Annotated in this window: 15 protein-coding genes; all 15 read left to right on the forward strand. The window is 45.5% G+C overall.

Annotation, left to right across the window (positions count from 1 at the left end; all coding sequences use genetic code 11):
- Nucleotides 1-377: 377 nt before the first annotated feature.
- The 15 genes from FTW16_RS20475 to FTW16_RS20545 all read left to right on the forward strand — a co-directional run bounded on the left by FTW16_RS20475 (nucleotide 378) and on the right by FTW16_RS20545 (nucleotide 17,440).
- Nucleotides 378-1,508: a flagellin gene (locus FTW16_RS20475; RefSeq protein ID WP_019820748.1), complete on the forward strand. Its 1,131-nt coding sequence runs from the start codon at nucleotides 378-380 to the stop codon at nucleotides 1,506-1,508.
- An 81-nt stretch (nucleotides 1,509-1,589) separates the two neighbouring features.
- Nucleotides 1,590-2,015, forward strand: coding sequence for a flagellar protein FlaG (flaG, locus tag FTW16_RS20480; protein WP_048661526.1), 426 nt, complete (start codon nucleotides 1,590-1,592; stop codon nucleotides 2,013-2,015).
- 22 nt (nucleotides 2,016-2,037) lie between these two features.
- Nucleotides 2,038-4,065 (forward strand): flagellar filament capping protein FliD, encoded by a 2,028-nt coding sequence (gene fliD, locus FTW16_RS20485; protein ID WP_146492307.1) that lies wholly within the window; start codon nucleotides 2,038-2,040, stop codon nucleotides 4,063-4,065.
- Nucleotides 4,066-4,068: 3 nt separating this feature from the next.
- The gene (locus tag FTW16_RS20490; RefSeq protein WP_146492308.1) at nucleotides 4,069-4,374 is read left to right on the forward strand and encodes a flagellar protein FliT; all 306 of its coding nucleotides are present in this window, start codon (nucleotides 4,069-4,071) and stop codon (nucleotides 4,372-4,374) included.
- A 12-nt stretch (nucleotides 4,375-4,386) separates the two neighbouring features.
- Entirely contained in the window at nucleotides 4,387-4,797 is a 411-nt protein-coding gene (gene fliS / locus FTW16_RS20495; protein ID WP_004736194.1) for a flagellar export chaperone FliS, read from the forward strand.
- A 228-nt stretch (nucleotides 4,798-5,025) separates the two neighbouring features.
- The gene (locus FTW16_RS20500; protein ID WP_060983697.1) at nucleotides 5,026-6,492 is read left to right on the forward strand and encodes a sigma-54 dependent transcriptional regulator; all 1,467 of its coding nucleotides are present in this window, start codon (nucleotides 5,026-5,028) and stop codon (nucleotides 6,490-6,492) included.
- 184 nt (nucleotides 6,493-6,676) lie between these two features.
- Nucleotides 6,677-7,717, forward strand: coding sequence for a sensor histidine kinase (locus FTW16_RS20505; RefSeq protein ID WP_146492309.1), 1,041 nt, complete (start codon nucleotides 6,677-6,679; stop codon nucleotides 7,715-7,717).
- Between the two features lie 33 nt (nucleotides 7,718-7,750).
- On the forward strand, nucleotides 7,751-9,160 hold the full coding sequence (locus tag FTW16_RS20510) for a sigma-54-dependent transcriptional regulator (protein ID WP_146492310.1): 1,410 nt from the start codon (nucleotides 7,751-7,753) through the stop codon (nucleotides 9,158-9,160).
- 132 nt (nucleotides 9,161-9,292) lie between these two features.
- Nucleotides 9,293-9,604, forward strand: coding sequence for a flagellar hook-basal body complex protein FliE (gene fliE / locus FTW16_RS20515; RefSeq protein ID WP_017060684.1), 312 nt, complete (start codon nucleotides 9,293-9,295; stop codon nucleotides 9,602-9,604).
- Between the two features lie 16 nt (nucleotides 9,605-9,620).
- Nucleotides 9,621-11,363, forward strand: a complete 1,743-nt coding sequence (gene fliF / locus FTW16_RS20520; RefSeq protein WP_060983694.1) for a flagellar basal-body MS-ring/collar protein FliF — start codon at nucleotides 9,621-9,623, stop codon at nucleotides 11,361-11,363.
- Nucleotides 11,356-12,417 carry a flagellar motor switch protein FliG gene (gene fliG, locus FTW16_RS20525; protein ID WP_060983693.1) on the forward strand — a complete coding sequence of 354 codons (1,062 nt, stop codon included), beginning with the start codon at nucleotides 11,356-11,358 and terminating at the stop codon, nucleotides 12,415-12,417. The genes fliF and fliG overlap by 8 nt, the downstream gene beginning before the upstream one ends.
- A 125-nt stretch (nucleotides 12,418-12,542) precedes the next feature.
- Nucleotides 12,543-13,343, forward strand: a complete 801-nt coding sequence (gene fliH / locus FTW16_RS20530) for a flagellar assembly protein FliH (RefSeq protein ID WP_048661519.1) — start codon at nucleotides 12,543-12,545, stop codon at nucleotides 13,341-13,343.
- Nucleotides 13,343-14,662 (forward strand): flagellar protein export ATPase FliI, encoded by a 1,320-nt coding sequence (gene fliI / locus FTW16_RS20535; RefSeq protein WP_017060680.1) that lies wholly within the window; start codon nucleotides 13,343-13,345, stop codon nucleotides 14,660-14,662. Before fliH ends, fliI begins: the two co-directional genes overlap by 1 nt.
- 19 nt (nucleotides 14,663-14,681) lie before the next feature.
- Nucleotides 14,682-15,119 (forward strand): flagellar export protein FliJ, encoded by a 438-nt coding sequence (gene fliJ / locus FTW16_RS20540; protein WP_017631772.1) that lies wholly within the window; start codon nucleotides 14,682-14,684, stop codon nucleotides 15,117-15,119.
- 182 nt (nucleotides 15,120-15,301) lie between these two features.
- Complete coding sequence (locus FTW16_RS20545; protein ID WP_146492311.1) at nucleotides 15,302-17,440, forward strand: flagellar hook-length control protein FliK; 2,139 nt, start codon at nucleotides 15,302-15,304, stop codon at nucleotides 17,438-17,440.
- Nucleotides 17,441-17,497: the final 57 nt, after the last annotated feature.

Below are 17,497 nucleotides of genomic sequence, written 5' to 3' on the forward strand. Positions count from 1 at the left end.
TTATTGCCTGCGATTTGGCGACGGTGTATTGGGAAAAGTGCAATGTTGGAAAACAGAAGCAAAAACTAGATATCAGGGATCTGCTTTGGTTTTTATGTGCAAGGCGACACTTATAAATGAGCGAGGATACGAAACTTTAGCGAATGCTGACCTATTAATTGAAGGCCGATCACATTTTTCCTTGTTGTTGAAAAGAATACGAAAAAAATCGCATTTTTTATTAAAGCTTCTAATTAAGGGGCCGTTAAAGGGATTGAGAGAAATGATATGTACCAATGTAAGGTGAGAGAGACACTGGTACATAAACAAATTGACATGTATTTGTGTGAGGTGAGAGTCACATAAGTGCATTAAAAAATGCCTAAAGGAGATCAACTATGGCGATTAATGTAAGCACTAATGTGTCTGCAATGACGGCTCAGCGCTACCTGAATAGCGCGGCTGAAGGTACTCAAAAATCAATGGAGCGTTTGTCTTCTGGCTATAAAATTAATAGCGCAAAAGATGATGCTGCAGGCCTACAAATCTCTAACCGCTTAACGTCGCAAAGCCGTGGCCTAGATATGGCTGTGAAAAACGCGAATGACGGTATCTCTATTGCACAGACTGCTGAAGGTGCGATGAATGAGTCAACCAACATTCTGCAACGTATGCGTGACCTTTCTCTTCAATCTTCAAATGGTTCAAACAGCAAATCTGAACGTGTTGCGATCCAAGAAGAAGTCTCTGCTCTAAACACAGAACTTAACCGTATTGCTGAAACGACCTCTTTTGGTGGTAACAAGCTTCTTAATGGTACTTACGGTAGCCAATCTTTCCAAATCGGTGCAGATTCTGGTGAAGCAGTAATGCTGACTATGAATAACATGCGTACCGACACTCAAGACATGGGTGGTAAGAGCTACGGCGTAGAAGAAGGCAAAGATGCTTCTTGGCGCGTAGGTGCTGGCGCTGACTTAACGATCAAATACAACGATAAGTTTGGCGAAGCACAAGAGTTGTCTATTTCTGCGAAAGAAGGCAACGATATGGAAGAGCTAGCAACTTACATCAACGGTCAAAGCCAAGACGTTAAAGCGTCTGTTGGTGAAGGCGGCAAACTGCAACTTTTCGCTTCTAGCCAAAAAGTTGATGGTGATGTTGAGTTCGGCGGCAGCCTTGCGGGTGAACTTGGTATCGGTGCAGGCAAAGATGTTACTGTTAACGACATCGACGTGACCTCGGTTGCTGGTGCAAACGAAGCGGTATCTATCATTGATGGCGCACTAAAATCTGTTGATAGTAACCGTGCATCTCTTGGTGCTTTCCAAAACCGTTTTGACCATGCAATCAGCAACTTAGATAACATCAACGAAAACGTTAATGCGTCTAAGAGCCGTATCAAAGATACCGATTACGCGAAAGAAACAACGGCTATGACTAAGTCTCAAATCCTACAACAGGCGAGTACTTCTATCCTAGCTCAAGCAAAACAGTCACCATCAGCAGCTCTAAGCTTATTGGGCTAAACTTACCTCGGTAAGTAGCGGTAAACTCTACTTTGGGTAGAGTTTTACTGTTTGGCTCATAAAGGAGGGAGGGAGAGTGTTATGGAAATATCATCCAACGCATCGAACATCCAGCCTTATGGCTCACCTAATGGCATTAAAATTGCAAGCGATGAAGGTAGTAGTGCGTCGAGTATTTCGCGACTAAAAGAAGCAACATCTTATGGCAAGGTAGAGAAATCGAAAGAGGAAGCTACCGAAGCAGCGATTCAATTAGCTCAACATAGACAAGAGTTAAATGATGAAGAGCGAGTCAAAATGGTGGAGAAGGTAAATGAGTTTATCTCTTCTCTCAATAAAGGTGTGGCTTTTAAGGTCGATGAAGAATCGGGGAGGGATGTAGTGACCATCTATGAGACCACAACCGGTGATATTATTCGCCAGATCCCTGACGAAGAAATGCTTGAAATTCTAAGACGCCTAGCAGCCCAAAACTCGAATAGTCGAATATTTGAGGTGAAGGTTTAAGTCGTATTATTGAGGTGATTTAATGAGTTTTGGCCCAATGGGGATTTCGTCTGGCATGGATATTAATTCCATGGTCAGCAAAATTGTTGATTCGGAGCGTGTACCCAAACAGCAACGAATCGACAATGAACGAACGCGAATCGATACCAGCATTAGTGCCTATGGAAGACTCAGAGAATCCCTTGATTCGATGAAAAACCTGATGACAAACTTTCGTCAGGAAAAAGCTTTTGCTGTGCGAACAGTCGAAAGTACCGATGAAGGTCTTGTTTCTGCAACGGCGACTACCGAAGCGATCGCTGGCAAATATGCCATCGATGTGTTGCAGCTTGCCCAAAGCCATAAAGTGGCTTCTGATGTTTTGTCAGAGGACATGAAATTTGGCCCAGGTAAGCTGCAGGTTTCGCTTGGTGATAACAGCTTTGATGTACAAGTTGGCGACAGATCGAAACTTATCGATGTTGTTCGCAGTATAAACGGTGCTGATAGCAACCCAGGCGTTCGTGCATCTATTATCAACGATGTCGAAGGTCCAAGACTTATCGTTGCCTCGAACCAGTCTGGTTCCGATCAGCAGATCAGCATCAACGTTGAGTCAGATGCTGCTAATCCCCTAAAAAAACTCGAATACAAAACTCTTGAAGAGCGTGTTAAAGCGTTAGAGAAAGCACGCGTTGCTGCTCAAGATATTTTAGCTCTAACCCCTGCTGGAAAAGCCGTCGAACTCATCGATGAAGCGATCGCTAACGATGACCCAAATGTGAGTGGAACACTCGACGAAGATGGCAATATCATTCCAGAAGCCCAAACCAATTCCATTTCAGATGTTGACGAAGACTCTCAAAGTCTTAGCTATGGTGAGCAAGCCGCAGCCGACGGCCAAGCTGCCCTAGACGCAGCTCAGGCGGCAAAGTCGGTGATGCCTGAAGACAATATCCCTGGTTGGACAGAAACAGCCTCAGGTACTCTTTTGGACTCTTACTACACACCCGAGCTTGAGCTTGATGAAAAAGCGATAGAGAAGGCACCCGATGTGCCAGGGTGGTCAAATTCTGCCTCAGGTACTCTGACTGATTCATACGTGACACCTAAAGAAGCCCAACAGAAGCTTGAGGCTGAGCAAGCGCGTATCGAAGAGAAAATCTCACAAGAAAAAGCCGATCTGGCTGAGAAAGTTCAAAAAGGCGAATTGACCGCTGAACAAGCCAAAAAGATTGAGCGTGCGAAATTAGAACCTGAAGAGCGAGAGCTTTTAGAAAAGGTCGATAAAGCGCAAGCTGACCTCGCGCAGGCACAACAATCTTTTGATACCTATAGCGGTATGACTGAAGTTCAGGCTGGCCAAGATTCTATGGTCGTCCTAGATGGTGTTGCTCAACTCTCTAGTAATAACAATGTGATTGAAGATGCCGTTGAAGGTATTGATATTACGGTGAAGGGAAAAACGCCAAAAGATAAGCCACCGGCAGAAATTGGTGTGGAGTACGACCGCAATAGTGTGCGTCAAGACATTGAAGCCTTCGTTAACTCTTACAATCAGTTTTACCAGGTGTCTAAGAGCTTGGCCGGTGTTGATCCAACGACCGGTCAAAAAGGGCCGCTTTCTGGAGACAGTACGGTTCGTAACGCCGATTCTCGATTGAAAGGGGTATTTTCATCAAGTATCGAAGGTGCGCCAGACAACCTCAAGTCCTTGACTGAATTTGGTATCACGACCACAAGGCAAGGCTCGCTAGAAATCAACTACGACATGCTTGACCGTCAACTCAACAATAACTTTGATAAGTTAGGTGAGTTCTTTGGCGGTAACAACGGCTTCGCCAAAAAAGTGGAAGATGCGATTCAAGGTATCACAGGTATCACGGGCTCAATTCGTACTCGAGAAAAGAGCTTAGTCGAGCAAAACTACCGTTTGGTTGATGACCAGAGCGCCCTTGATCGCCGTATGGATAGCCTTGAGAACCGTACACACTCTAAGTTCACGGCCATGCAAGATGCAACCAGTAAGATGCAATCTCAACTGGGCAGTATGATGAATGCGTTGGGCTAATAGATGAATAGTCAGCTACAAGAGCTTTGTGAACTCGATCAATTAATTATCTCTAAACTTGAATTTAGTGAAATTAATGCTGAAGAAATAACGCAGCTTGTCGATAACAGAGAACAGTTATTGCAAAACGTGCTTCAAATAATCGACTCACATCCCGACGTTAAGCAAAGTTCTGAATGGTTAGAAGCCATTACCAGAACCAGAAAATTAGTCGAATTGATGCAGTCTGAGACGAGTCGAGTAGGTAAGACCTTACACAAATACCGTCACGGCGCTAAATCAGTTCAACAATACAAAAAGTTTTTATAGAAGAGGTTTACTATGCGCGGTTCTTTACAGGCATATAAAAAGGTATCAGTGGATAGTCAGCTAACGGCTGCCTCACCGCATAAGATTGTACAAATGCTAATGGCTGGAGCTATCGAGCGTTTGATTCAAGGCAAAGCGGCAATGCAAGCAGGCAACATCCCAGTGAAAGGTGAGCGACTTGGTAAGGCTCTAGATATCATTATTAGCCTACGTAGTTGCCTATCTATGGACGATGGTGGCGATATTGCGAAAAACCTAGATCAACTTTATGAGTTCATGATCACGCAAATTTCTGCGGCAAATCACAAAAATGACCCACAGCCTATTGATGATGTTATCGATATTATCCGTGAAATTAAGAGCGCTTGGGACCAAATTCCGAACGAATATCACAACTTGACGTCCGCTGACGTAGGTATTTAAAGAAAAACTGCAGTTTTAACCAATCTCATATCCCTTAATTGGTTGGTTGCCTTATTTTTTTAATCAAATAAAATAGAAGCCATTAGATAGCCTAATGGCTTTTTTCGTTGCTGATTTCCTAAATTTGTCCACGTAGACCATAATCATTGATACTTTTCACTGTTTTATAGACTACGTCGCTCACTGTTTTTCCGCATCGCACCAAAATAAAGGCAATAATTCCTACTTATGCAAGGTTTGGCAAAACTGCTTGTCGTCGACGATAACGCTCAAGATCGTCACAATTTAAGCACAATATTAGAGTTTGTAGGAGAGAGCTGCGAAGTAATCAGCTCTGAACAAGCACGTAAAGTTGACTGGTCACTACAGTGGGCCGGCTGCATTATTGGTACCATTAAAGGTAAAGGCTTCAACGCATTACTCAATGAGAAGCTTGTTCACGCCAATCACATCCCTTTACTGGTGATTGGCAAAAACAATCACCCGGTTGACGAGTTGACTAACTATGTTGGTGAGCTTGAACTTCCTCTTAACTACCCGCAATTAAGTGATGCATTAAGACACTGTAAAGACTTCTTAGGCCGTAAAGGTGTTCAAGTTGTGTCTTCTGCACGTAAGAACACACTGTTTCGCAGCCTAGTAGGCCAAAGTGCTGGCATTCAAGAAGTACGTCATTTAATTGAACAAGTCTCTTCTACGGAAGCAAACGTGCTGATTCTTGGCGAGTCAGGCACAGGCAAAGAAGTCGTCGCGCGTAACATTCATTACCACTCTAAACGTCGTTCAGGGCCTTTCGTACCAGTGAACTGTGGCGCGATTCCACCTGATTTGCTCGAAAGTGAATTATTTGGTCATGAGAAGGGAGCGTTTACTGGTGCAATTACCGCTCGTAAAGGCCGTTTTGAATTGGCTGAAGGTGGCACACTGTTTCTCGATGAAATTGGCGATATGCCAATGGCGATGCAAGTTAAGCTGCTACGAGTGCTTCAAGAGCGATGTTTTGAGCGCGTAGGTGGTAACAGCACCATACAAGCTGATGTTCGTGTGATTGCAGCAACCCACCGTAACCTTGAAGATATGATCGATGATGATTCGTTCCGTGAAGACCTTTATTATCGCTTGAATGTATTCCCGATTGAAATGCCGGCGCTTCAAGATCGTAAAGAAGATATTCCACTGTTGCTTCAAGAACTAATGACTCGAATGGAAGCGGAAGGCAGTATGCCTATCTGCTTCACGGCTCGTGCTATCAATTCTTTGATGGAGCACTACTGGCCAGGTAACGTTCGTGAGCTAGCGAACCTCGTTGAGCGAATGGTTATCCTGTATCCGAATAGCTTGGTTGATGTGAATCATCTACCCACTAAATATCGATACAGTGATATTCCTGAATTCCAGCCTGAGTTTAATAGCTTTGTCTCTGAAGAAGAGCAAGAGCGTGATGCACTTTCCGACTTGTTCGCAGAAGATTTTAGCTTTGATCAGCAAGATGAACTTGCCGACAACGCTAATGCGCCTCAAGAGTTACCGCCAGAAGGGGTTAACCTGAAAGAGCTACTCGCAGATATGGAAGTGAATATGATCAATCAAGCCTTGGAAGCACAGGGCGGTATTGTTGCTCGTGCTGCTGATATGCTTGGAATGCGCAGGACCACTCTGGTTGAAAAAATGCGTAAATATAACTTGCAGCGATAGTGTCCAGTTTTCGATGAAAACGAAAAACTAACACACACTTCTTAGCTATTTGGTAACTCTAGCTGACTGAATAGATAGACCATAGTCGAGTTGTTGCTTGCTTAACTATGTGATAAATATAGCAAATGGCCTGACTCGTGTTGTACGTCTCAGGCTGTTTTAGTATCTGAGGCAAATTTTTGACATGCATGTAGCTAACGAACCAGAAAATCAATCACACCTAGATTCTGTTGAGCAGCAGGTTGAACGCTATAAGCAAGTACTCGATGTAATGCCTGCAGGGGTAATCTTGTTAGATACTCATGGCGAAGTGAGAGAAGCGAACCCAGAAGCGCATCGTATCCTTGGGGTTGAGCTCGTAGGCGAGAAGTGGTTTTCAGTAATTCAAAGTGCCTTTGACCCAAAAGATGACGATGGCCATGAGATTTCATTGAAGAACGGGCGAAAAGTGCGTTTGGCGATTTCAGCTTCTACTACGGGTCAACTTATCTTGATTACCGATCTGACAGAAACTCGTCTTCTGCAGTCTCGCGTGAGTGATCTTCAACGTTTGTCGTCATTAGGCAGAATGGTAGCTTCGCTTGCCCATCAGGTTCGTACACCGCTTTCTAGTGCAATGTTGTATGCATCCAACCTTGCCGCGCCAAACCTGCCACCGGCAACAAAGACACGTTTTCAATCTAAGCTTATGGATAGATTGCATGACTTAGAGAAACAAGTGAACGACATGCTGTTGTTTGCCAAAGGTGGCGACAACAAGGTGGTTAAGCCATTTACTGTCGCTGAATTGATAACAGAATTTCACCCGATGGTGGAAGCGGCACTGAAATCCAACCAGATTGATTATTGTCAGGAAGTTGAAGGCGAACAGACTCAAATGTTTGGCAACGCCAACGCCATCGCATCAGCGTTAAGTAATCTGGTTTTGAACGCGGTTCAAATTGCTGGCAAGGAATCGCAGATTGATGTGTTTTTTAGACCAGTAAACGGCGAGCTTAAAATATCAGTACAAGACAGTGGCCCCGGCGTACCGAAAGAGCTTCAAGGTAAAATTATGGAACCCTTCTTTACCACTCGTTCGCAAGGTACAGGTCTAGGTTTAGCCGTTGTACAAATGGTCTGTCGAGCACATGAAGGCCGACTGGAATTGATATCAGAAGAGGGTGACGGCGCATGCTTTACTATGTGCCTACCGCTGGAAAGAAGCGCTTCTTCTGAAGACTAATAAGTTTTAACTGAATTTACACTGGAGAATCCTATGGCTCAAAGCAAAGTGTTAATCGTCGAAGATGATGAAGGTCTACGCGAAGCCCTTGTCGACACTCTCGCGCTTGCTGGCTATGAATGGCTGGAAGCGGATTGTGCGGAAGATGCTCTGGTAAAATTGAAATCTAACTCCGTTGATATTGTTGTCTCTGATGTGCAGATGGCAGGTATGGGCGGCTTAGCTCTGCTAAGAAATATCAAGCAGCATTGGCCAAATCTACCAGTATTGTTGATGACAGCGTATGCCAACATTGAAGACGCCGTTGCCGCAATGAAAGAGGGCGCTATAGACTATATGGCAAAGCCATTTGCGCCTGAAGTACTGCTCAATATGGTGAGCCGTTATGCTCCGGTAAAATCGGAAGATAATGGCGATGCCATCGTTGCCGATGAGAAAAGCATCAAGCTAATGATGTTGGCTGATAAGGTGGCTAAAACCGATGCTAACGTCATGGTGTTGGGGCCAAGTGGTTCTGGTAAAGAGGTCATGTCTCGCTATATTCACAATGCTTCGAGCCGTAAAGACGGTCCATTTGTTGCGATTAACTGTGCCGCGATTCCAGATAACATGTTGGAAGCAACCCTGTTTGGCTACGATAAAGGCGCATTTACTGGTGCTATTCAAGCTTGTCCAGGTAAATTTGAGCAAGCTCAAGGCGGTACCATTTTGTTGGATGAGATCAGTGAAATGGATCTTAGCCTACAAGCGAAACTACTGCGCGTCTTGCAAGAGCGTGAAGTTGAACGCTTGGGTAGTCGCAAGAGCATCAAATTAGACGTCCGTGTATTAGCGACCAGTAACCGAGATCTAAAACAGTATGTGTCAGAAGGTAATTTCCGTGAAGATTTGTACTATCGCCTGAATGTATTCCCAATTTCTTGGCCTCCTCTTTGCGAGCGTAAAGGTGATATTGAGCCTTTAGCCAAGCACTTAGTTGAGCGCCATTGCACCAAACTTGGTATGCCAGTGCCAGTGATGTCAGCACAAGCAATCAGCAAACTCGTCAACTATCCGTGGCCTGGCAATGTTCGCGAATTAGACAATGTGGTACAGCGTGCGTTAATATTGAGCGAGCAAGAGAACATCTCTGGTGAGCACATTCTTCTTGAAGGTGTTGACTGGCAAGACGCAAGCAGCCTACAAAAAATCGTTGAAGGCAGTGATGTTGCGGCACCAGAAATTAAGCCAGTTGCAGAAGCAAACCCAATTAATAAAATAGTTGCTAGCAGTGAAGGGCTTGGTAATGAGCTTAGAGATCAAGAGTATGCGATCATTCTTGAAACCCTGATCGCATGTAATGGCCGACGTAAAGATATGGCGGAAAAACTGGGTATTAGCCCACGCACATTACGTTACAAGTTGGCGAAAATGCGTGATGCTGGAATAGATATCCCAAACTAAGGATAGATTAGTAGTGTCAGCTTTCTGACTAGTGTATTACGATATCTAGTCAATTTAATGTGTGGCACGCTAATTGCTCTGTCAATAATATAGCTAAATAGATGGTCATAATTTTGACTCCTGAGGTAGTAGATGAGAATAGATGGTTTACAAGGCGAAATGCAGGCAATGATGGTTGAAGCTGCCAGCGCGCGTCCCGCAGCAACGGGGCAAGCGGTCGGTGCAGATTTTGGCAACATGCTGACTAATGCCATCAATAATGTGAACTCATTACAAAAGACCTCAGGTGATCTTCAAGCTCGTTTTGATAGCGGCGACCAAAGCGTATCCCTTTCGGACGTGATGATTGCTCGTAATAAATCTAGTGTGGCTTTTGAGGCGACGATCCAAATTAGAAATAAATTGGTCGAATCGTACAAAGAGCTGATGAATATGCCGGTATAAGTTGGGTAGTTAAATAGTGGCAGATAATAGTCAAACAACAGATTTAACCGTAAGCGATAGCAATGACCACGCACTTATTGCAGGCTCTGAGCTAGACGGAGAAGGGCAAAATCCCGATCTAGGTGAACGCAGTTCATCGAAGTTCGATATGGCTGTCGGTGATCTCGATTTACTTCGTCAGGTCGTCTTAGTTCTTTCTATCTCTATCTGTGTAGCGCTGATCGTGATGCTGTTTTTCTGGGTGAAAGAGCCAGAAATGCGTCCACTAGGAGCTTACGAAACAGAAGAGTTGATTCCCGTTCTTGACTACTTGGATCTGCAAAAGATCGAGTACACGCTTGAAGGCAACACCATCTCAGTACCGGCTAGTGAGTACAATTCTCTGAAGCTCAATATGGTTCGAGCTGGTTTGAACCAAGAGCGAAACGCGGGTGATGACATCCTCATGCAAGACATGGGCTTTGGTGTATCACAACGTTTAGAACAAGAACGCCTTAAATTAAGCCGCGAAAGACAACTTGCCAAAGCCATTGAACAAATGAAACAGGTGCGTAAAGCTCAGGTTTTACTGGCGTTGCCAAAGCAGAGCGTGTTTGTGCGTCACAATCAAGAAGCTTCAGCTTCCGTATTCCTAACCCTTAAAACAGGTAACAATCTTAAGCAACAAGAAGTCGATTCTGTTGTGGATATGGTCGCTAGTGCCGTTCCGGGAATGAAAACCTCACGTATTACGGTGACTGATCAGCATGGTCGACTGTTGAGCTCAGGCTCTCAAGACCCTATGTCTGCAGCGCGTCGTAAAGAACACGAGTTAGAGCGCAACCAAGAACAAGCATTGCGTGAAAAAATTGACTCTATTCTGATTCCTATTCTTGGGTTTGGTAACTATACCGCTCAGGTTGATATTCAGCTCGACTTTAGTGCAGTGGAACAAACCAGAAAACGTTTTGATCCGAATACACCTGCGACTCGAAGTGAATACACCTTAGAAGATTACAACAACGGAAATACTGTTGCGGGCATTCCAGGTGCTTTGAGTAATCAGCCACCTGCTGATGCCTCAATCCCACAAGATGTTGCTCAGATGAAAGACGGCTCGATGACGGGGCAAGGCTCGGTTCATAAAGAAGCAACTCGAAACTTTGAGTTAGATACAACCATCAGCCATGAACGTAAACAGAGTGGCACGGTTAACCGCCAGACTGTATCGGTAGCGATCAAAGACCGTCAATCATTGAACCCAGATACGGGCGAAGTAGTTCATACTCCAATCCCTGCGAGCGAAATCAATGCGATTCGTCAGGTATTGATTGGTACTGTCGGTTTTGATGAAAGCCGTGGTGATTTACTCAACGTGTTAAGTATGCAGTTCGCACCACAAGTGACAGATGTCGTGGCAGATGTGCCTATCTGGGAGCATCCAAACTTTAATGATTGGGTTCGTTGGTTCGCGAGTGCCTTAGTTATTATTGTGGTGGTATTGGTACTTGTTCGCCCTGCAATGAAGAAACTGCTTAACCCAGCAGCTGATAATGATGATCAAATGTACGGCCCTGATGGCATGCCAATTGGTGTCGACGGCGAAACCAGCTTAATTGGTGGTGATATTGAAGGTGGTGAGCTGTTTGAATTTGGTTCAAGCATTGACTTGCCAAACCTTCATAAAGACGAGGATGTGCTGAAAGCAGTACGTGCACTTGTAGCGAATGAACCGGAGCTAGCAGCTCAAGTAGTTAAGAATTGGATGGTAGATGGCTAACGAAATAGTTCCACAACAAACTGAAGGCGGTGAAGTGCTTGATGTCTCTAGCGTGGATATCGACTCTATCTCAGGCGATGAGCGCGCTGCGATCTTGTTACTCAGTTTAAATGAAGAAGACGCTGCTGGTATTATTCGTCACCTAGAACCAAAGCAGGTTCAGCGTGTGGGTAGTGCGATGGCACGAGCTACGGATCTATCTCAAGAGAAAGTAGGCGCAGTGCACCGTGCTTTTTTAGATGATATTCAGAAGTACACCAACATTGGTATGGGTAGCGAAGACTTCATGCGTAACGCGTTGGTGGCTGCTCTGGGTGAAGACAAGGCGAATAACCTTGTTGACCAAATCCTTCTCGGTACGGGCTCGAAAGGTTTGGATTCGCTTAAGTGGATGGATCCTCGTCAAGTGGCGAGCATCATCATCAATGAGCACCCTCAAATTCAAACTATTGTTTTGTCGTACCTCGATGCTGATCAATCGGCTGAGATTCTGTCTCAATTCCCAGAGCGTGTTCGTCTGGATCTAATGATGCGTATTGCCAACCTTGAAGAAGTTCAACCTTCGGCGCTTGCTGAGTTGAACGAGATCATGGAGAAACAGTTTGCGGGTCAAGCTGGTGCTCAAGCTGCCAAAATTGGTGGCCTGAAAGCCGCGGCCGAGATCATGAACTACATGGACAACAACGTAGAAGGTGTCTTGATGGATCAAATTCGAGATCAAGACGAAGACATGGCAACTCAGATTCAAGATCTTATGTTTGTCTTTGAAAACCTTATTGAAGTGGATGACCAAGGTGTTCAGCGACTGCTACGTGATGTTCCACAAGACATTCTACAGAAAGCACTTAAAGGTGCTGATGATGGTCTACGTGAGAAGATCTTCAAGAACATGTCTAAACGTGCTTCCGATATGATGAGAGACGATATTGAGGCGATGCCGCCAGTGAAAGTCTCTGACGTGGAAGCGGCTCAGAAAGAGATATTGGGTATTGCGAGGAAGATGGCAGACAGTGGTGAGATTATGCTGTCTGGTGGCGCCGACGAGTTCCTTTAATACAGAAACCTCAAAAGCCCCACACTGTTGGGGCTTTTCTTTATCCAATTTCGAACCACAGATTAACTCTGTTTAACTGCTTGAATTGACAATGCAGTTGGACGTACTCATAGATAGGTACTGATATGTCAGGTGATAGAAAACGCGGCTTCCTTCGCCCTGAAGAAGATAATACGGTTGCCCAACCTCAGAAATGGGGGCTACCTGACTATACCTCTGATGTGAATAAACAAGCCAAAGAAACGGCGTTTAACTACGACCCTGGTTGGATGCCGACAGTTGAAGAGGCCATTGAAGATGAAGAGTTGGTTCTAACTGAAGAGCAGATCGAACTGATCAAACAAGGTGCTTATCAAGAAGGCCTTCATCAAGGGCAAGAGGCTGGTTTTAAACAAGGTTACGAAAAAGGCAAAGAAGAAGGGTTTGCCGCTGGCCACGAAGAAGGCAATCAAGCCGGTAAGCTTGAAGGCGTGACTGCTGGCCAAGAGTACATTCAGCAACAAGTTGCCATCTTTATGGGGCTTGCCAACCAGTTTGCTCAGCCATTAGAGCTGATGAATGCTCAGGTTGAGAAGCAGCTGGTAGACATGGTACTGACCATGGTCAAAGAAGTGGTTCATGTTGAAGTACAAACCAATCCACAAATCATATTAGATACCGTGAAAGAGTCGGTAGAGTCCCTGCCAATTTCTGGTCATGCGATTACCTTGAAGCTTAACCCGGAAGATGTGGCGATCATTCGCTCTGCGTATGGCGAAACAGAATTGGATTGCCGTAATTGGACGCTAGTTGCGGAGCCTGCACTTAATCGTGGTGATGTACAAATCGAAGCGGGTGAATCAAGCGTTAACTACCGCATGGAAGATCGCGTGAAAAACGTCATTCAGAACTTCTGTGGTGCAAACCGTCACCAGGGTCATGAGTAATGCTTGAGTTAGCGAATCGTCTTAGCCAATACAAAGTCGAAGGGCTAAAATCGCGACCAATTGCATCAGGTAAGTTAGTCCGCGTTGTTGGCTTAACGCTTGAAGCTACTGGCTGTAAAGCTCCGATCGGCAGCCTGTGTCTAGTTGAAACTATGTCTGGTCAGATGGAAGCCGAAGTCGTCGGATTTTCAGGCGATAACCTATTTTTGATGCCGAGTGAGCAAATCACTGGGATCTTACCTGGCGCTCGTGTGACACCGATGACCACTGAAAGTGGCATCCCTGTAGGTATGGAGCTGCTTGGTCGAGTGATCGACGGCGTAGGCAATCCACTCGACGGGCTAGGTCCAATCTATACCGAGCAGCGCGCTTCATTTAATGCTGAGCCAATCAACCCTTTAGCTCGTAAACCGATTTCTGAACCACTCGATGTGGGTTTAAAGGCGATTAATGGCCTACTTACCGTAGGTAAAGGACAGCGTATCGGTCTGTTCGCTGGTTCTGGTGTCGGTAAGTCGGTTACGCTTGGTATGATGACTCGAGGCACAACCGCGCAGGTAGTGGTTGTAGGTCTAATTGGTGAGCGTGGACGAGAAGTTAAAGAATTTATTGAAGAGATTCTTGGTGAAGATGGTCGTAAGCGGTCGGTGGTGGTCGCGGCTCCTGCTGACTCATCGCCACTGATGCGATTAAAAGGCTGTCAAACTGCGTTGGCTGTAGCCGAGTATTTCCGCGACCAAGGTTTAGATGTTTTGTTGTTGATGGACTCATTGACCCGTTTTGCTCAGGCTCAGCGTGAAATTGCTCTGTCTGTTGGTGAGCCGCCAGCAACTAAAGGCTATCCGCCATCAGTATTCGCCAAGCTTCCAGCGCTGGTGGAACGTGCGGGTAACGGCAATGATGAACAAGGTTCGATTACGGCTTTCTTTACCGTGTTAACCGAAGGCGATGACTTACAAGACCCCATTGCTGATGCGTCGCGAGCGATCCTTGATGGACACGTTGTGTTGTCGCGTGAGATGGCGGATGCGGGTCATTACCCTGCGATCGATGTCGAGAAATCCGTCAGTCGTGTTATGCCGCAAATTACCACTGAAGAACATGTGCTGATGTCGAAAGCGGTAAGGCAAGTGCTGTCTATTTGTCGCAAAAACCAAGATTTGGTTTCGATTGGTGCTTACAAGCCAGGAACTGATCCTGCAATTGATAGTGCCTTCACTTTGAAGCCAAAACTGGATGAATACTTGCAGCAGAAGATGAAAGAAACTGTCCCATACGACATGTGTGTCAACATGTTAAAGCATGTATTGGGTGGCTAACGAGTGAATAAGGTTAGTCATGGATAACGCATTAGAATTTTTGCTCGATCAAGCCAAAGATCAAGAGAACCAAGCTGTACTCGCGCTCAACAAAGCGAACTCGGAGCTGCAAGGTTACTATGAGCAGGTTGCGCAGATTGAAAAGTACCGACTTGATTACTGCCAGCAGCTTGTCGACCGTGGCAAGGCCGGGTTAACGGCGAGTCAATATGGTCACTTAAACCGCTTCTTAACTCAATTAGATGAAACGCTTTCTAAACAGAGAGAAGCGGAGCACCACTTTAAAAATCAAGTCGACAACTGTCAAAACTACTGGATGGAATTACGCAAAAAACGTAAATCCTACGAGTGGTTGATGGAAAAAAAGCAGAAAGAGAAAGCAAAACTGCAAGACCAAAGAGAACAAAAGCAAATGGATGAGTTCTCGACTTTGTTATACAGCCGAAAGAAGATGTGATCCTAAGCCACGAATAAGGTAGCCACTGCTCTTTAGGTTGAGAGAACAGAACTTATAGGCATGTTTCTTGCTCAGTTTTATATAAAATTGCGCGTCGTGTCCACCAAAGGCATGAAAAGCACCCGACTTTCTTTTTGTTGCATGATTCATCGCAGCAAAGCTAGTAGATAGAGCTTGTATATATGAATGTTAGTCTTTCCTCAAATTCAGCGACCAACAAAACGTCATCGTTGTTGGACACCGGTTCTACTTCTTCAAAGGTAGAAGAGACCGGCGACGCTAAAGGTTTCTTTGAGTCTTTTAAAGAAGCGCTCGGCTTTGAAGAAAGTGCCAGTAAAGCCGCAGTAAAAGACACTGAAAACGCGTCGAAATCTGACGAAAAGCAGGCCGCTACTGAAGGTGAAGCGTCAGCTGAAGCGAAGAAAAGTGATTCAGCGAAATCAAAGGCGACTGACGAAGTGAGCGAAGCACAAAGTAAACAAGTGGTTTCAGAAGTCGAGGACGACAAAGCCACAGATATAACATCTGCAGAGGCTGTGTCTGGAGCGGAGGCTCAGCTCAAAGCTAATTCAAGCACTGATAGCACCATCGCTGATAACACTGTCTCTGATAACAATGTCGCAGATAAGGCGGCTGGTAAAGACGCGCAGGCTACGACTAACGATTCTAAAGAACAGGCTTCTCAAGCTCAGGATTTATCAGTTGTAGATGGTTCTACGCAGGCGTCGCAAGCCAGCGTAGCGATGAGTGAAGGCAATAAATTGCTTGGTCAGTTGGATGAGGCAAACAAAGCTCTAAATCAAGCGCCAAACGGCAAAGGCTTGCCTCAGCAAGGTCAGATAGATCAAGTCCAAGGTAATGTCGCGGGTGCTTCTGTTGCAGGCATTTCAATTGCGGGTAATGCGACACAACAAGCTAGTGCAGCAAATCAAGAGAAGAGCCTTGAGGTCGATTCTGAAATCGCTGTGCTTACCGGAGGTAAGGGAGTGTCTCAGTTATCAGATGATGAAATTCGACAGCTGATGGATAAAGGCGTTACCCCAGAACAAATTGAAGCAAGTATGAGTCGAGAGCTGAACCAAAAAAATGCGGCTAGCGCGGTTACTACCGATCAAAGCCAAGCACTCTCACCAGCTGAACTTGAGCTAGCGAAACAGGTTGATGCTCATACCAAAGCGTTGAACCAATTGAACGCTCAGATTGAATCAGAGCAGTCTGTAGTGGATGGTTTGCTTCAAAAACAACAAAGTGGTGCTAAGTTGACGGTCGACGAGCAAGCTGCCTTAGCTAAAGCAACCTCTAATATAGAAGTGTTGAATCAACAGTTCGCCAACGTTCAACAACAAGCTAGTGCTTTACTAAGCCAAGCCCCGAACGCAACTGGCACCTCAGATAACCCAACCGCGATTGATTGGGATAATGCAAATTCGAATGAAGCTAAAGCCTTAGCGGCAGTAGCATCGACAGCAGCTGTCGCGACCGCTGCTCAGCAAGCGACATCACAGGCCTCGTCTCAAGCTGCAGCCAATGCTGTCTCAGACAAGGCAGCAATGTTGCATGCCAATAATGCGCACGCGGCCCAACAGGCAGCGGCTCAACAAGCTAACCTTGCTTCACCTCAACAACAAGCTGCGCTAGACCCTGCTTTAACTGCGCAAGGGGTGGCGATGAATGCAGCACCTGCAGCGACCAAAGCCGGCTCAACGGACATATTACTTAAAACTGGAGCCGGTGCAGCTGCACTGTCTGGTCTTGGAAAAGCGGGTGCTAAAGAAGATTCTAAAGATTCGGCCTTTGCTCAGCAGATCGCTGCTGCGGCCGGCGCACAAGGTACAGCAACGGTTGGTTCGGCACCTACGCGAGCTGAAATTCAAGCTGCTCAACAGGCTCCTTTACAGCTCACCAAAGAATTAGCCAATGAGCAGGTAGCTGAAAAAGTCCAAATGATGATGTCTAAAAACCTTAAGAACTTGGACATCCGACTCGACCCACCTGAATTGGGGCAGATGAAAATTCGAATGACCATGAATAATGACGTCGCGAACGTGCACTTTACCGTGAGCAATCAGCAGGCGAGAGATGTGATTGAGCAAACCTTACCTCGTCTGAGAGAGATGCTCGCTCAACAAGGGATGCAGCTTGCCGATTCGTCAGTTCAACAACAGAACTCTGGCCAGGGGCAAGATAGATACAACAATGGTGAACAACAATCCGGCGCTAACCGCACAAATGATGGTCAAGGTGATGAAAACCTTGATAGTGGCAGCAATCTTGAATTGAATGTCGCATCAAAGCGTGATGGAATTAGTTATTATGCCTAATATCAGGCTAAGTACACTTAGTTAATAGACAGAACCAGTTAATAGAAAGTACCGTCA

Source organism: Vibrio sp. T20, assembly GCF_007858795.1.
Taxonomy (GTDB): Bacteria; Pseudomonadota; Gammaproteobacteria; order Enterobacterales; family Vibrionaceae; genus Vibrio; species Vibrio satsumensis.

Excerpts from the sequence above, each read along its gene's own strand:
- flaG (WP_048661526.1), top strand. The coding sequence starts at position 1,590 with ATGGAAATATCATCCAACGCATCGAACATCCAGCCTTATGGCTCACCT.
- fliE (WP_017060684.1), top strand. The coding sequence starts at position 9,293 with ATGAGAATAGATGGTTTACAAGGCGAAATGCAGGCAATGATGGTTGAA.
- FTW16_RS20475 (WP_019820748.1), top strand. The coding sequence starts at position 378 with ATGGCGATTAATGTAAGCACTAATGTGTCTGCAATGACGGCTCAGCGC.
- fliG (WP_060983693.1), top strand. The coding sequence starts at position 11,356 with ATGGCTAACGAAATAGTTCCACAACAAACTGAAGGCGGTGAAGTGCTT.
- fliH (WP_048661519.1), top strand. The coding sequence starts at position 12,543 with ATGTCAGGTGATAGAAAACGCGGCTTCCTTCGCCCTGAAGAAGATAAT.
- fliD (WP_146492307.1), top strand. The coding sequence starts at position 2,038 with ATGAGTTTTGGCCCAATGGGGATTTCGTCTGGCATGGATATTAATTCC.
- FTW16_RS20510 (WP_146492310.1), top strand. The coding sequence starts at position 7,751 with ATGGCTCAAAGCAAAGTGTTAATCGTCGAAGATGATGAAGGTCTACGC.
- FTW16_RS20545 (WP_146492311.1), top strand. The coding sequence starts at position 15,302 with ATGAATGTTAGTCTTTCCTCAAATTCAGCGACCAACAAAACGTCATCG.
- fliS (WP_004736194.1), top strand. The coding sequence starts at position 4,387 with ATGCGCGGTTCTTTACAGGCATATAAAAAGGTATCAGTGGATAGTCAG.
- FTW16_RS20490 (WP_146492308.1), top strand. The coding sequence starts at position 4,069 with ATGAATAGTCAGCTACAAGAGCTTTGTGAACTCGATCAATTAATTATC.
- FTW16_RS20500 (WP_060983697.1), top strand. The coding sequence starts at position 5,026 with ATGCAAGGTTTGGCAAAACTGCTTGTCGTCGACGATAACGCTCAAGAT.
- FTW16_RS20505 (WP_146492309.1), top strand. The coding sequence starts at position 6,677 with ATGCATGTAGCTAACGAACCAGAAAATCAATCACACCTAGATTCTGTT.
- fliJ (WP_017631772.1), top strand. The coding sequence starts at position 14,682 with ATGGATAACGCATTAGAATTTTTGCTCGATCAAGCCAAAGATCAAGAG.
- fliI (WP_017060680.1), top strand. The coding sequence starts at position 13,343 with ATGCTTGAGTTAGCGAATCGTCTTAGCCAATACAAAGTCGAAGGGCTA.